15 protein-coding genes are annotated in these 14,065 nt (G+C 40.3%); 4 read left to right on the top strand and 11 right to left on the bottom strand.

Annotated elements, in window-relative coordinates; translation table 11 throughout:
• The first annotated feature begins 42 nt into the window (after positions 1-42).
• Positions 43-2,529 (top strand): S8 family peptidase, encoded by a 2,487-nt coding sequence (locus PL8927_RS15670; protein ID WP_083623201.1) that lies wholly within the window; start codon positions 43-45, stop codon positions 2,527-2,529.
• A 143-nt stretch (positions 2,530-2,672) separates the two neighbouring features.
• On the opposite strand, the gene PL8927_RS15665 is transcribed toward PL8927_RS15670, so the two are convergent.
• Positions 2,673-3,089 (bottom strand): hypothetical protein, encoded by a 417-nt coding sequence (locus tag PL8927_RS15665; protein ID WP_083623199.1) that lies wholly within the window; start codon positions 3,087-3,089, stop codon positions 2,673-2,675.
• A 113-nt stretch (positions 3,090-3,202) separates the two neighbouring features.
• Positions 3,203-3,373 carry a hypothetical protein gene (locus PL8927_RS28070; RefSeq protein WP_197047440.1) on the bottom strand — a complete coding sequence of 57 codons (171 nt, stop codon included), beginning with the start codon at positions 3,371-3,373 and terminating at the stop codon, positions 3,203-3,205.
• 144 nt (positions 3,374-3,517) lie between these two features.
• On the opposite strand from PL8927_RS28070, the gene PL8927_RS15660 reads away from it, so the two are divergent.
• The 3 genes from PL8927_RS15660 to PL8927_RS15650 all read left to right on the top strand — a co-directional run bounded on the left by PL8927_RS15660 (position 3,518) and on the right by PL8927_RS15650 (position 5,450).
• Positions 3,518-4,006: a MerR family transcriptional regulator gene (locus PL8927_RS15660; protein WP_231506035.1), complete on the top strand. Its 489-nt coding sequence runs from the start codon at positions 3,518-3,520 to the stop codon at positions 4,004-4,006.
• 445 nt (positions 4,007-4,451) lie between these two features.
• On the top strand, positions 4,452-4,700 hold the full coding sequence (locus PL8927_RS15655) for a helix-turn-helix domain-containing protein (protein WP_083623194.1): 249 nt from the start codon (positions 4,452-4,454) through the stop codon (positions 4,698-4,700).
• A 3-nt stretch (positions 4,701-4,703) separates the two neighbouring features.
• Positions 4,704-5,450 (top strand): hypothetical protein, encoded by a 747-nt coding sequence (locus tag PL8927_RS15650; protein ID WP_083623192.1) that lies wholly within the window; start codon positions 4,704-4,706, stop codon positions 5,448-5,450.
• A gap of 9 nt (positions 5,451-5,459) precedes the next feature.
• Here PL8927_RS15650 and PL8927_RS15645 read toward each other — a convergent pair whose 3' ends face one another.
• From PL8927_RS15645 to cas6, 9 genes are all read right to left on the bottom strand, one after another.
• Positions 5,460-6,308 carry a restriction endonuclease subunit S gene (locus PL8927_RS15645; protein WP_083623189.1) on the bottom strand — a complete coding sequence of 283 codons (849 nt, stop codon included), beginning with the start codon at positions 6,306-6,308 and terminating at the stop codon, positions 5,460-5,462.
• A gap of 213 nt (positions 6,309-6,521) precedes the next feature.
• The gene (locus PL8927_RS15640) at positions 6,522-7,958 is read right to left on the bottom strand and encodes a type I restriction-modification system subunit M (protein ID WP_083623187.1); all 1,437 of its coding nucleotides are present in this window, start codon (positions 7,956-7,958) and stop codon (positions 6,522-6,524) included.
• Entirely contained in the window at positions 7,959-8,756 is a 798-nt protein-coding gene (locus PL8927_RS28065; protein WP_197047439.1) for a type I restriction-modification enzyme R subunit C-terminal domain-containing protein, read from the bottom strand.
• A gap of 134 nt (positions 8,757-8,890) precedes the next feature.
• On the bottom strand, positions 8,891-10,009 hold the full coding sequence (gene hsdR, locus PL8927_RS28060; RefSeq protein WP_331281834.1) for an EcoAI/FtnUII family type I restriction enzme subunit R: 1,119 nt from the start codon (positions 10,007-10,009) through the stop codon (positions 8,891-8,893).
• A gap of 405 nt (positions 10,010-10,414) precedes the next feature.
• Positions 10,415-11,053 (bottom strand): type I-MYXAN CRISPR-associated protein Cas5/Cmx5/DevS, encoded by a 639-nt coding sequence (cas5, locus tag PL8927_RS15630; protein WP_083623186.1) that lies wholly within the window; start codon positions 11,051-11,053, stop codon positions 10,415-10,417.
• The gene (locus PL8927_RS28055) at positions 11,050-11,238 is read right to left on the bottom strand and encodes a hypothetical protein (RefSeq protein ID WP_197047437.1); all 189 of its coding nucleotides are present in this window, start codon (positions 11,236-11,238) and stop codon (positions 11,050-11,052) included. The genes cas5 and PL8927_RS28055 overlap by 4 nt, the downstream gene beginning before the upstream one ends.
• Positions 11,239-11,252: 14 nt before the next feature.
• On the bottom strand, positions 11,253-11,762 hold the full coding sequence (locus PL8927_RS15625; RefSeq protein WP_197047436.1) for a hypothetical protein: 510 nt from the start codon (positions 11,760-11,762) through the stop codon (positions 11,253-11,255).
• Positions 11,749-13,323, bottom strand: coding sequence for a type I-MYXAN CRISPR-associated Cas8a1/Cmx1 (cas8a1, locus tag PL8927_RS15620; RefSeq protein WP_197047435.1), 1,575 nt, complete (start codon positions 13,321-13,323; stop codon positions 11,749-11,751). The genes PL8927_RS15625 and cas8a1 overlap by 14 nt, the downstream gene beginning before the upstream one ends.
• The gene (gene cas6, locus PL8927_RS15615) at positions 13,323-13,985 is read right to left on the bottom strand and encodes a type I-MYXAN CRISPR-associated protein Cas6/Cmx6 (RefSeq protein WP_083623184.1); all 663 of its coding nucleotides are present in this window, start codon (positions 13,983-13,985) and stop codon (positions 13,323-13,325) included. Before cas6 ends, cas8a1 begins: the two co-directional genes overlap by 1 nt.
• Positions 13,986-14,065 lie beyond the last annotated feature (80 nt).

Below are 14,065 nucleotides of genomic sequence, written 5' to 3'. Positions count from 1 at the left end.
TATTCCCTTTATAATAGGTGTTGAAAATGACTTTATAGTTCAATGGTAAAATACCAGAGGAATCTCCCTAATTTTTATATTGTAGAAAAGGGAGATAGCCAAAAATATACATCTCGCGGTGGCGGCGGAGACGGGAAGAAATCGCTTCCACCCCGCGATCGCATACAACACGCTGAAAGGTTGCAAGAAGCTTTTGAAAAAGCTCTGGAAAATTATCAGCAACAAAAATTAGTGCGCGAACCAGAACTTGCAGTTGGACAATCTGGTTTTTATTTAGAGTTACAGCTACAAAAAAGTGAACTGAAAGCGGTTGCGTCATTGGAAAATAAGCTTAAGAAAATCGAGTTGCTTGCAGTCCGAGCAAATGATGAGGCAGAGGAAACTGTATCAGCAACCGTATTTGTGCCAGAGAAGGCATCAGATTTTTTTTCTTCCAGGATAGAAGCTTACCGCGATCAGGAAACTATAAAGGGTAATCCGAAGAACGAGCAGTTAATCGCACCATTGGAAGAAATTAACTTAGGTACAGTGCGATCGCTATTCACAGACAATCTTGAATTTCCATCTGAATATCAGCAAGTATGGTGGGAAGTTTGGTTACGTCAGGGTTGTCTTGAATCTTTCCAGCGAATAGCTCAAATACTGGAGATTAGGATAACAGAAAACTCCATTAGTTTCCCTGAGAGAGAAGTAATTTTAGCATTGGCAACTGTAACAGATTTATCACGAATTATTAACAATAATGGTTTGATTGCCGAACTTCGCCTTGCTAAAGATTTACCTTCCATATTCTTGGAAATGGATAACCAAGAACAGATTGACTGGGTAAAAGAGCTTGCTCACCGCACTATCGTGCCATCAAATAATAATTTAGCTATTTGTTTGTTAGATAGCGGTGTCACACGCTCCCATCCTTTAATTAAGTCAGCCCTTGCTCCTCAAGATTTGTTGACTTGCGATCCAAACTGGGTACTGGCAGACAATTGTGGGCATGGTACTGAAATGGCTGGTATAGCTCTGTATGGCGACCTTTGTGAGCCATTGATAAAATCAAACAGGGTATATCATCTAACCCACTGTTTGGAATCTGTAAAGATACTTCCAGACCAAGGACAAAACGACCCTAGACTTTATGGAGCGATTACACAAGAGGCTGTTTCTCGTGCGGAAATCAAGAACCCGAAACGCCAGCGTGTAATTTGTATGGCTTTAACGAGTGAAATCAATAGTAATGCCGGAGTTCCCTCTTCTTGGTCGGCAGCAGTCGATCAAATCTGCTTTGAATCTCAAAGATTAATGATTATTCCGGTTGGTAATATCAGAGGGGACATTATGCTTAGTGAATATCTTGATAAAAATGATCTAAGCCCAGCAGAAAACCCCTCGCAAGCATGGAACGCACTTGTAGTCGGGGCTTATACCGATAAAGTTAATATCATCGATCAGAAATATGCTGGATGGCAATCTATTGCTCCTGCGGGCGACCTTTCACCTCGAAGTCGAACTTCTCTTTTGTGGCGTGATAAGTGGCCTATCCGACCAGATGTGACTTTTGAGGGCGGAAACCTAGCAACAGATGATCCTAATTATCCAGGGATGGATCTTGATGATTTACGACTTTTGACAACGTATTATCAACCCAATGTACGCCCATTCAACCTCTCTGGAGACACCAGTGCAGCAGCAGCTTTATGTAGCAATATGGCAGCACGTATTTGGGCTAAACATCCCGAATACTGGGCAGAAACAGTTCGTGGGTTAATCGTTCATTCTGCGGAGTGGACTCCCGCAATGCTTCATAATTTGCCTAAAAGTCCTTCCCAAAGGGACAAAGTATCGATACTACTGCGTCGATACGGTTATGGTGTTCCCAATCTGAATAGGGCAATTTTTAGCAGTCAAAATGACTTAACAATGATTTGTGAAGATGAGTTCCAGCCTTTTCATAAAGTTGATGGCGAAGTAAAAACAAAAGAAATGAACCTTCACATATTACCCTGGCCAACACAAGAGCTAGAAGAGTTGCGTGAAACAAAAGTCGAAATGCGGGTAACACTTTCATACTTTATCGAACCCAACCCTGGAGAGCGAGGATGGTTGAATAAACATTCTTACGCTTCGTATGGTTTGAGGCTTGCTGTTAAGCGTTCTAAAGAGTCTTTAACTGCTTTTAGGCAACGGATTAATAAGGAAGCGTTAAAAACTGAAGAGAATGTTCCATCTACTAAAAATAAAGATAAAAAAGATCAAGATACTGGATGGTTTCTAGGGCCTAAGACATGGAATCGGGGTTCAATCCATTCTGATATTTGGCAAGGTACTGCGGCTGAGTTGGCTCAGAAAGACGCTATTGGCATATACCCTGTTAGCGGTTGGTGGAAATATAACTCAAGGTGGGAAGGATGGAATAATACTGCTAGATACGCTCTAATTGTTTCGATCCGAGTTGTAGATGAAGTTGAAGTTGATATTTATACTCCTATTTCTATTTCCAATAAAATTAAGCAGACTATACCTATTAATCTGTAGGTTTCACTGATAGGCATCGCATCCGCATCACACAGCTAATACTTCTCGTGCTGCAACTTCCATCAGTTTTTCGCTGTGCGATCACACTTCCTTCAGCTTGCCTTCCAGCGCATCACAGAGGACAGACGATTTAAATCTGCTTGTTATGTCTTAGTAACTACACTTTTACAGACAGGGCAACGCCATATCGGGCCAACGTCATTAACTCTGATTAATTTCTGATTATTGTCATAACAACCTGTGCAGTAAGGGCCATCGCCGTCCTCTTTGTAGTAACCACCCTTTTTAACAGTCAGCTTAATTTCTTCTTGGCCGTCTGCTAATCTCTGCTCAAGTTCTGTAATCCTAGCTTTGAGTGTAGCGTTCTCTTCCTTATAATTAGAAACCTGTTCTTTTGCATCTAAAAGTGCGTCTTTTGCCTCTAAAAGTTGTTCTCTAAGGTTAAGAATCCCTTCTCGCAGCTCTAGGTTTTGAGTTTTGACTGCCAAATCACCAAGCTTTTTAATTGCATCGATACCTGCTGACACGCCCATAACGGCTTTTGAAATATCTGTTGACATTAAGTTAATTCCTTTACTATGTGTTATGGCAATCCAGCATCTTGCTATCCCAATATCCACCCTAAGACGGACTCAAAGAAGGTCTTAGGGTAACAAGGCAAGGTAGTATGTAATTAACGCCAGTGTTTAGTTGGGTCAGCTAACTTAAAACCATAACCAGAAGGAACGGGTGGAAAAGGTTCTCCCTTAACAACCGTAACTTCACGGCCAATACTATATCCTTGCTGATTAACTACAGCATATTGGCCACTTGTGGGTACGATTTGACCTGATCTATAAATCATGGCAACATTGCCTCCATATAAATTACAACTAGAGCATGAGCTTAGAGGTCAAGCTATCTCATGCTCCTCTCATATACTAACAAATGTATTCAGTTTTGTGTTTTGAATACTTCATTGATTGATCGGTTCATTAGAAAAGAGATAATGGAACTGACTGGGGCGACCTCCAATCAGCTACAATCTCTTGAGCGTGCTGGATTGGTTGTGCCAGAGAGAATATGGAATGGGAAGAAGAAACCTGAAGTCTATTACACTTGGGAACAACTTCTAGATATCAAAGCTATTCGAGACCTGCGAGAAAACACCTCGCTCCAGATGATCCGCAGAGTCTTAGATTACTTTGACAAGTGCAATATAGACGGGAGCTTAAGGGATAAAAGGATTGTTGTGGTAGGTGATGAAGTCTTCTGGATAAAAGAGGACTTGTCAGATCTGGGCTATCAAATCTCAGCATTAAAAGTGGGAGACAAACGGAATAAAGGGATTGGGCAATATACGTTGCTAGTATTACCTGCTTTTCAGGAAGTAGTAGACGATATATGGGATGCTGCTGAGAACTCTACAGTAATTGACTTTGGAGAGTTTAGAAATAAAGCTAAAGCTGAACGTAGTAGGAACCCCAAAGCTTCTTAGTCTCAATGAGCAGCAGACTGTTGCCATAAAGATTCATTCAACTAAAGCCACCCCACGAGGAGGATGACGAGCCATATAATGCCAAAGTGGTATTGTATTCCGAGTAGGTTGGATTCCTACTGATTGCGATCGCCTTTCTAAAACTTACACTAACCATCGCACTCCCCATCAAACAGCCAACACTTCCCGCGCTGCAACTTCCATCAGTTTTTCGCTATGCGATCGCGTTTCCTTCAGTTTGCCTTCTAGTTCATCGCAGAGTGACATCAGGCGATTAATTTCCTTCATAAGTTCGTTTAAATTTTTAGCGCAACTAACCCTAGACTTAATGGTACTTATAGTCCGTAGACTTATAGGACTCAGGGAAATATTCTAAGCAATCAGACACAAGATAACTAGCTATTACCGTTTTTTATCGTGCTAGTGGTCTTAAGTTTAATAAGCTATGAAAAAGAAACATCCTTGGTTAGTTGACATCGGTAAAAATATAAGAGCTATTAGAGAATCGAAAGGGTTATCTCAAGAAGAGCTTGCTGAGTTAGTAGAGATAGACCGAACTTATATAGGAGGTATAGAAAGAGGAGAGCGTAATGTTGCCTCACTAAACCTTATTAGAATTGCTATTGCGCTTAATACCGAAGTTGGAAACTTGTTTCCAAGACTAGATATGCTTCCATTGATTTCTAGGTATTAAGTCATGACCAGAACTCCTCCAGATTCTCTGATCCAGTTAGTTCATCAAACTATCTCAAAGCTACTGGAAGATAATCCAGCAGCAACTTCATCGGAAGCTTATGTCCAACATTATATGCAATTTGAAATAATCCGAGCAAATGTCACTCCTCGGTATTATCTTCGCATTGGTATTAATTATCATGGTCAGCAAGTTCAACATATCCGAATTGATAGTTCGACAGGTAGGTTAATAGGTTGGAATCCTTCAGGAGATGCTCTCGGTACAAGAAAAAATGCAAAAGTTCAACTTGCAAATGTAACAATTTTTGATCGCGATCCACATGAACCAATGATGAATGATGCTAAAATTGGTGGAGGTGAGATTCCTGAACATAAATATATCCGGGTTGAATTTAAAGCTCGTGGTTGGTTAGGACAAACAAAAAATCTTGCTGGTAAAGAGCTTGAAAAAGATTTAGATTTGTTAAAAGAAGACAAGGCAGATTTGCTCGTTATTTGTCTCTCGGAAACTGCTCATCGCAAATGGAGAGGCGAGGGAAAGGAACATCAAATGAAAAAAAGAACTGGTGTAGAGAGATTTAAACAGATTCTAGTTGATGTAAATCAACTTTCGGGAACAAATATTCTCAGGCAGAAGATTACTTTTGAAGATCAAAGCTGGGTGATTTCTACTCAAAAAGTCATTGGTTCTTTGAACTCTATTATGCCTGGGGCTGAACATTACATAACACTTTGCTGGACTGAATAAAGATAGATTTTAGGTCAGAGATTTAGAAGTTTTATTTATTAAAGCTTCGGCTAAACGTTCCTGATGAATTTTTACCTCTGTCATTTTCGCTTCAAAAGTATTGCAAAGTGACATAAGGTAATCAACTCTTTCAACAATACGCTTTTGTTCTTTAAGGGGGGGGATAGGGATCATAATTAAACTAAATTCTTTACCTGATATCTCTTTAAAAGTGGTTCCAGAAGCTTGATAATCTATTTCTCTAGCAGCGAATTTCAAAAAGTAATAAATATATTCGCTCATCTCTAAACAGAAAGGAACACATGATTTAAACCCCTGATTTGTAGACAAATCGTTTTTAGCAATGGCAACATAACCTATAGGCGCACGGCTTGAGAATACCACAGTACCCGTTGGCATTAGCTGTGCTGAACTCTTTTGCAATCCTAGGAGAGAAATATCTTTTTTCCCCCGACTAACGAATTTACCTGATAATCCATATAAGTCAGATGGAGTTATCCAAGGAATGTCATGATCTGCGTAGTATTCAGATTGATCCGTTTTTGGAGTGCCTCCCCCTACAACATTTCCGATATCTCCAATACGCACCCATTTCCAACTATCGGGAATCTTGAATGGTATTTCAGTTGGCTTGATGCCGATAACGGGATATTTGTCTCTAATCTTTTTCTCCTTAATTAAACGCTCTTTTTCAGTTCGGATTCTCTCTAGCAGTATAGAAGCAGGTTCATCATTAGGATCTTGACGAACAAGCTTACCGCTTACAGCCAATTGCAGAATAAGTTCCCGCAACTTAACAACAGCATTCGGCGCATCAGTTAATAATTCAAAATTACTAAAAAAACTTTCTATTTTCATTTGAACGGATTCACAATTTCAAGTTGATTATTAATAACTAACCCATCTTGCATATCTTGAGAATAAAGGATACTAGCCTTTGCAGACAAGGCTGTAGCAATAATAAAACTGTCCCAGAACGAAAAATTATGCTGAAGTCGCAGACTAGAAGCTTGTTTCCAAGTAGCAACCGTTAACTATAGGTTTTAGTCACTTGCTCACCATTCTTTTTCATCACTCATCCGGCATTAATGCCTCCATTAACTCAAACTTCAGTTTACTCCGCACCTCATTCAATTCTACCATCAGTTGTTGATGATGCTTGAGCATCTCATCGAGATCAGTGTGTTCAATATCAACTTGGTGAGGGTTCTTAATATCCAAGTTGTAGTTATTTGCCTTAATATCCTCTACTGAAACCTGCCAAGCAAACTCATTTTCCTCTCGATTATCCCACCAATTTTGCTCCGGTTGAAACTCCTCAAATCTAATCGGTTTAGTTTTCGAGTAAGACTTGTAACCCAGTGGGTATGGGTGTTCATAATACCAGATTTTTTCCGTCGGTTCACCCTTAGTAAAAAATAGTAAATTCGTTTTAATCCCCGTATAAGGATTAAATACCCCATTCGGTAAACGAACAATGGTATGGAGATTGCACTCTTGCAGCAACTTTTCCTTAATTCGGGTTTTCACCCCTTCCCCAAACAGTGTTCCATCGGGCAGAACGATCGCTCCTCTCCCCCCATCTTTTAACAAGTGTATAATTAACAAAAGGAACAAATCCGCCGTTTCCCTAGTGCGATAACTCGCCGGAAAATTGCTCTCAATTCCATCTTCTTCCATCCCTCCAAAGGGCGGATTAGTAATAATGACATCGACTCGTTCTTTAGGACTATAATCTCTTAAAGGCCGTGCCAAAGTATTGTCATGTTCCACCGAAGGCAGATCAATCCCGTGCAAGATCAGATTTGTCATACACAGGTTATAAGGTAAGGGCTTTTTCTCAGTTCCCCGAATATTACGCTGTAATATTCCTGGCACATCAGCACTATTAAAATGATGGCGAATATGGTCAATTGCGGCGATTAAAAAGCCACCCGTCCCACAAGCCGGATCGAGTAGCACTTCCCCCAATTGAGGATTAACGCGATCGACTATAAACTTTGTCACCGCACGGGGCGTGTAATATTCCCCCGCATTTCCTGCACTTTGTAAATCCTTCAGAATTTTCTCGTAAATCTCGCTAAACTGCTGCTTTTGTACCGACTTATTAAAATCAACCTCATTCAGCTTGTTAATTACCTGGCGGATGAGAGTGCCATTTTTCATGTAGTTATAGGCATCCTCAAACACCTTCCCAATCATCCGTCCACGCGGATCGGTAGAGGTTCTTAAATCCTTCAGGCTTTTAAACAGCGCATTATCCACAAAATCCAGTAAATTAGGCCCAGTAATTCCCTCATCATCTGCCGCCCAATTCCGCCATCGCAACCCCTCTGGAATCGGCGATTTATAATTGTCTTTCAGCAGTTCGTATTCCTCCTCACGAGAGTCAAACACCTTGAGGAAAATCATCCACACCAATTGACTAATGCGCTGGGCGTCACCATCCACACCCGCATCTTTCCGCATGATGTCTTGAATGGTTTTAATCGTCGTGCTGATAGACATCTACATTGCCTCATAGAGCCGAATCTTTAATTCTGCCAGAGTTTGTAGGTATTTGGGCTTTCCGCCAAAAAGACTTAAAATTTCTAAAGGCGTCCCCATGTCGCTTAACGGCTTCACCTTGAGTACGTCCATCTTCTCGATATCCTCAACGCCCTGATCCGTATATTTCTCTAACAGCGCATCCAGCACCGCCCGTACCTGTTCCCCATACTTATTGAAGTAATCCCGCTTTCGCACGTTATTCGCTCGTTCCCGTCGAGTTAGGGGTGGCTGATCAAAGACTACATGACAAATCAAATCAAATGGGTCAAACTCCTTCCCTACTTCATTTTCTAATGCTTCCAGCAGTACCCCTTGTTCCTGCAACTCCTGAATAATCACTTGTTTCTGTTCGATGCTATTCCATTTCTTCAGAAACGCATCCAAAGAAGTATACTGTTTGCGAACGGTTTGCCGCGTGTAATCCTTAATGGATTCTGTAATCAGCTTGCCTTCTTTGCTGTAATATTGTTCTCGAATGAGTGCGATCGCTACATCCGTATCAGCCACCACATACCGTTCTGGCTTTGCTTTACGAACGATTTCCCTATCAATTACTTGTACCTCATCTTCCCCTGGTTCTGGTGGCACAATAGGGTCAGTTGGTTTAGGTTCGTAAATCTGTACGGGGTCGCCATCAAAATCACGATCAGCAAATAGTTCTGTCGCCTTCTTAAAATCCATAATCACAAAAAACAGCTTGCCATAATCCTCATCAATTCTGGTTCCGCGTCCAATAATTTGTTTAAACTTGGTCATGGACTGAATACGCCGATCCAAAACAATCAGCTTACAAGTTTTGGTATCAACTCCAGTTGTTAGTAAATCAGACGTTGTAACAATGGTCGGATATCGACTTTCGGGGTCAATAAAATTATCGAGTTGTGCTTTCCCTACTTATCTCGTTGACCAGGCTTAGGTTTCCATCCCTCTAAATCTTTATCTAAATCAATGCGAATAACCTTATAAGGAGCCAAGAAGCCATCATCAATCCCCTGCTTTAGCGAATAAGTATAAATCGGTTTACCAAAATAATCAATATTAGAAACATCCTCAGTTTCTTTCGGAGTTGCTGTTAAACCTATCTGAGTTGCATTGTTAAAATAATCAAGGATTTCTCGCCACGCCGAATCATCAGAGGCACTTCCCCTGTGACATTCATCAATCACAATTAAATCAAAGAAATTCGGCGAAAACTGCTTATAAATATTCTTATCTTCTTCAGTTCCCGATACTGCTTGATATAAAGCTAAGTAAATCTCAGGGGACTTATTCACCTGTCGCTTCTGAATTTTAGTCATCACTGAACCAAAGGGTTTAAAGTCATTAATTCTAGTTTGGTCAATTAAAATATTCCGGTCAGCTAGAAATAAAATTCGCTTTTTCGTCTTAGACTTCCACAACCGCCAGATAATCTGAAACGCGGTAAAAGTCTTCCCCGTCCCCGTCGCCATCACTAATAGAATTCGGTTTTGACCTTTTGCGATCGCCTCAATCGTGCGGTTAATCGCAATCTGTTGATAGTAGCGTAACAGCTTATTATCTGAACTGGGGTAATAATCCTGAGTAATAATTGGCTCAATTTCCGGTTTAATATCCTTCCAAACACAATACTTGTGCCAAAGTTCCTGCTGTGTAGGGAATTGATCAAGGGGTATTTCTCGCTCTCGCTTTCCGGTGGTGATAGTGCGATCGCAAAACATGAACCCATCACCATTTGAGCTAAAAATGAATGGTACATCAATTAGTTCGGCGGTGGCGATCGCCTGCTGCATCCCATCGCTAACGCCGTGATTATTATCCTTCGCTTCAATCACCGCCAGTGAAATACCAGGCTTGTAATACAGCACATAATCTGCACGTTTTTGCTCACCTCTAGTCGTAAGCTTTCCTCTAACAATTACCCGACCTTTGGTAAGCGTTACCTCCTCCCGAATCTGAGCCATGATATCCCAACCCTGACTGGTCAGAGCAGGTGTAATATACTTGGTACAGATATCTCGTTCGCTCAAGAGCCACGAATCACAATCCCTGGAATCCCTTGATCAAGAGCGTGGGAAATCTGAGCAACGCCTAACGGCATAAAGCCACGAATCACATTAATCGGTTACGGAGATCGGGTTCAGCTTCGATCTGAGCAACGCCTAACGGCATAAAGCCACGAATCACAGCAAAGGTGAAAACCCTTGGCTGATGAAGGCTCATTTACAATCTTACAAGTATCTTCCCGATAGAGAACCCGAAAACACAAAACTTACCAAAATCTCCTTTACTTTCAGCCCCTCAAACCCTCTCCCCATAAACCTTTTCAGAAATAGCAAGCACCTTTTCCCTTAACTAAATTGCTATATCCATTACCCTGTAACACTTTTAGCCATTCTTGTACCTTCAATACCCTTTCCCATCAGAGATACTTGTCAAATGGGAGATCGAATCATCGTCCACGCTAAATCAGGAGGCGATAAACTTGACCTTTCCTCAATCTTATACCTCAAAAATCGGGTATTTCTTGACCCCACATGGTCAACCCAATAGGGTAAAGTTAACCTGCATTGATTATCCTTAATCACCCACTGTCTCATCCCTTCTAAATAATCTTCCGAGACAAGTTTGATCGTTTTAATCAACTGATCACTTTCCCCCAGAAATAAACAGCCAAATCGTTGCACTAACTCAGGACGGTCAAACGCTAACTGTAGCCTCTCCCTTAAACTTGGTTGTATTTTCTCTCCCTCAGAACGAACCCAAATCAAACACTTTAGATTAGACAAAATCTCTTGATAAGCGGGATTAACATTCTCTGGCTCGCTAAAATTAAGATTTTTAAACCGTCTCATTTGACGCAAAATTCGAGACTTTCTGGGGTTGGATAACATTGCGATCGCCAATTCTACTCCACAGTGACGATAAACATCCGTTTCCCCGACCAAAGACAACAGCATCCCATACACCGTCGCTGGAGGAGGAACAGGATAAGTTTTCCCCATTTCCCTTGCGTGGGACTCCCGAAAGGTCACAAACGGAACATCCAAATAGAGAATTAATGGTGTAATCATTTGGGTTCTTCTAATCTTAAATCTCTTTTAATAACTGTTTTTAAAGCATCAATCAGTTCATTTCGGTTGCGATGAAGATGCACCTTCTTAAAAGGGGAATTATCAAAATCAGCCAACTGTTGTAACTCCGCAACAATTGGCCCTCCAATCCACAATTCATCAGGGTCAATTTGTCCGCATTCCACTTCGTCCCTAAACTCTAATGAAGTGATGTACTATCCTTTTCTCTGCCACTTTTGGCCCCTAGCTTTAATGTGCCATCATAAGGCGTTAACGAAACAGCCATATTCATACCTAACGCACCCATTCGCTGATTAGGACTGCTGAGTTTTGCCTTTTTCTTTCTTGTTTTTGTTGTTACAGTCCCTTCCTCTGTTTCAGTAGACTCCAATAAAGCAAACCCGAAAATATCATCATCATAAAATTGCTCTGGGTCAAAATCTTCACTTGTTAACCGATTAATATGTTCATTCTCATCCCAAACTCGATTAACTAAATAACCTTGCTTTTGAAGATAAAAACGTAATGCCCAACGAATTGAACTTGAACTTACAAAAGAATGAATTTTACCATTCCAATAGCCTTTTTGTAGGATAGTCTTATTCCCTTGTCTCATGCCATGATTTAAGGACGCTAAACCATAACGAGTAAGAACTGTCCCGTAAAGATAATAGTTTGGCATTCTATCGTCATTATTATTCTGATTCATCACTAACTTCTTTTAGATCTTGATTATTTGTAGATGAACTATTTTCAGTATCGTTGGGTTTCTCCTTGGGTTTATAACTTGCGATCGCTAACAGCGACCAAATTCTTAATTCTTCCCAATGTGATTTTTTAATTAGTAGTAGAATTGACTCTTTGTTCTCATTAAAATACTTGTTTAATCCTCCTCTTACTAAAAAATCAGATAAATATTGCTGAAATGACAATTTATCATAACAACTGTTTAGCTCTGCCCGTAAGCGTTCGACTTTCTTCTTAATTGGAGGCTCTTTTCCTTCCTCTGCCTTGGCATACATCTTAGCAAAGTTGCCCTTCATCGCTTGCTGAAATACCTTAACAAAAGTAAGATATTGTTCGTCCTCTTCACTATTCTCTGCCATCATTATGACTCCTCCTCGATTGTAAAGTAACTGGTTAAATAAATATCCTTTTGTATCCTCTATAACCAATTTTTCCCATAAATCAGACCACCAAGGGATTCCTTTTACTAAGTTTTCAGCAATTAGTGATCGTATGGGATTTACTTTAACAAAAATTTTCTGAGGTTGAATCTTCTCATAATTGGGTTGAAAGCTTTGTTGAACCCGTTGATAGGTGATTAGAGTATTCTGATTAATTTCAATTTCTTCTATACTCATCAACGTCCGTTGATGAGAAGATTGATTCATTTTTTCATATAACCAAACTTGACAAGCTTGATAGTAGTCGCCTTCAGGTTGAATATTGTCTAAACTGTAATAAAGTAACCCTGCCTCGCCAATGCTACTAACATGAAGCTGTTTAGTTTCTAATTGCTGTAATCGCCATCTCCTTTGGGAAGCGTCTTCAAAATCCTTGATTTCTGGAATCACCACAAGGTAGCGATGGGGTTTCCTTTCCTTTAGGTCTTCTGATGGAAGATGAAGTAACCAATATTGACAAATAACTGGTACAAATAACAATGCTAAGGCATATTCAGGTTTCTCTTCCAGTTTTGTCATATTTTGCGCTCTGGCATGGCGTACAATTCCCCCTAGATATAACCAACTGGTTATTTGAACATAATCCTGTTTCAGTTGTTGGGTATCTGTTTCACATAACTTATCCGCAAAGGTTTGATGTGCGTACCATGTTAGGGATTTATATTGATACTCCACTTTTTTTCCTTCAACCGTTAGTTCGGTCTTTACCTGCTTCCCTGCTTTATAAAACTTATTAAGACGCAGAAAAACAGCACACATTCCTTCATGAATCTGGATTTTCTGGCTTAAATCTGCCGCATCATTATCTAATCCTGCTAAATGAATTAAACCTGTATCATCCAGTTGAAAAGACTCCTTAAATAACCATGATAATGCGACAAAATCAGTTCCCTCCCAGAATAATTCAATAGTATCAGCAGTCAACGACCATGATATATGTGCTCCACGTTGATGAGACGAGGGATATTGCGCTTCTAATCGCTTTAAAGTCATGTAAAGTCCCGTTATTCCTGCGCGGTGCATTATTGTCGTATCCGAAGCATGGAGAGATAGGGAAATTTTGGGTTGGGTAGCCACTATCATTAGCCTTCCTCCTCTTCCTTGCTACGAGTCGCCGGGACAAATATTCCACACATCATCTTTCGTTTTCCGCCAATTCCCTGTTCTTGCAACGTTAAGGAATCTTCTGGGCTGAGTTCACTAATTTTTACGCCAAATCCTCTGACTTTAAACTGTTTCCCTTGTTTATTGATGGTCAATTGTCGTCGTTGAGGTGTTCCATCTTGTCGGGTTAGAAGTTCAATCTTTCCTCGTATTCCTAAATTATCCAGTTTGCGTTGAACAGCTTGAATAAAGGTAGTTGGGTCTTGATACCCTGTAATTACAACTAATCGAGAGTAGAGGCTTTCTGAGGAAGTTAACGGTTTATAATCGGGAATATCTAGTTGATAAGAATGTTGACCTAGTTGAAAAGTTTGACCCGTTAGGTAAGGGTAGATTAAAGGAATTTGTTGATGATGAATCCGAATTTTTAACCGAGATTGAGCAGTGAGTTCAAGGAAATTGTTGCTGGTTGGTATTCCGGCAATAGGATGAATTCCAATAGAGTCGAGTTTATGAAGGGAAGGACAAATACGGGACACGGCAGCATAGATAGGATAACCATTATCCAGAGGAATCGGTGCGCCTTTTAGCTTAAAGCTTAGGTCTAAATATTCTTCACTGTTAATAGATACAGCTGTCATAGATGAAGTTTTTCGGATAAAAAATTTATGATTAATTGCATCAAATCGCTAATAATTCAATTATCATAGTATATAATAAT

This window comes from Planktothrix serta PCC 8927 (genome assembly GCF_900010725.2).
GTDB lineage: Bacteria > Cyanobacteriota > Cyanobacteriia > Cyanobacteriales > Microcoleaceae > Planktothrix > Planktothrix serta.
Note: the sequence above shows the minus strand (reverse complement) of the source record. Positions and strands in the feature narration are given on the sequence as shown.

Excerpts from the sequence above, each read along its gene's own strand:
- PL8927_RS15650 (WP_083623192.1), top strand. The coding sequence starts at position 4,704 with ATGACCAGAACTCCTCCAGATTCTCTGATCCAGTTAGTTCATCAAACT.
- PL8927_RS28065 (WP_197047439.1), bottom strand. The coding sequence starts at position 8,756 with ATGACCAAGTTTAAACAAATTATTGGACGCGGAACCAGAATTGATGAG.
- PL8927_RS28070 (WP_197047440.1), bottom strand. The coding sequence starts at position 3,373 with ATGATTTATAGATCAGGTCAAATCGTACCCACAAGTGGCCAATATGCT.
- PL8927_RS15640 (WP_083623187.1), bottom strand. The coding sequence starts at position 7,958 with ATGTCTATCAGCACGACGATTAAAACCATTCAAGACATCATGCGGAAA.
- PL8927_RS15670 (WP_083623201.1), top strand. The coding sequence starts at position 43 with ATGGTAAAATACCAGAGGAATCTCCCTAATTTTTATATTGTAGAAAAG.
- PL8927_RS15655 (WP_083623194.1), top strand. The coding sequence starts at position 4,452 with ATGAAAAAGAAACATCCTTGGTTAGTTGACATCGGTAAAAATATAAGA.
- PL8927_RS15645 (WP_083623189.1), bottom strand. The coding sequence starts at position 6,308 with ATGAAAATAGAAAGTTTTTTTAGTAATTTTGAATTATTAACTGATGCG.
- PL8927_RS15625 (WP_197047436.1), bottom strand. The coding sequence starts at position 11,762 with ATGAATCAGAATAATAATGACGATAGAATGCCAAACTATTATCTTTAC.
- PL8927_RS15665 (WP_083623199.1), bottom strand. The coding sequence starts at position 3,089 with ATGTCAACAGATATTTCAAAAGCCGTTATGGGCGTGTCAGCAGGTATC.
- cas6 (WP_083623184.1), bottom strand. The coding sequence starts at position 13,985 with ATGACAGCTGTATCTATTAACAGTGAAGAATATTTAGACCTAAGCTTT.
- cas8a1 (WP_197047435.1), bottom strand. The coding sequence starts at position 13,323 with ATGATAGTGGCTACCCAACCCAAAATTTCCCTATCTCTCCATGCTTCG.
- PL8927_RS15660 (WP_231506035.1), top strand. The coding sequence starts at position 3,518 with ATGGAACTGACTGGGGCGACCTCCAATCAGCTACAATCTCTTGAGCGT.
- cas5 (WP_083623186.1), bottom strand. The coding sequence starts at position 11,053 with ATGATTACACCATTAATTCTCTATTTGGATGTTCCGTTTGTGACCTTT.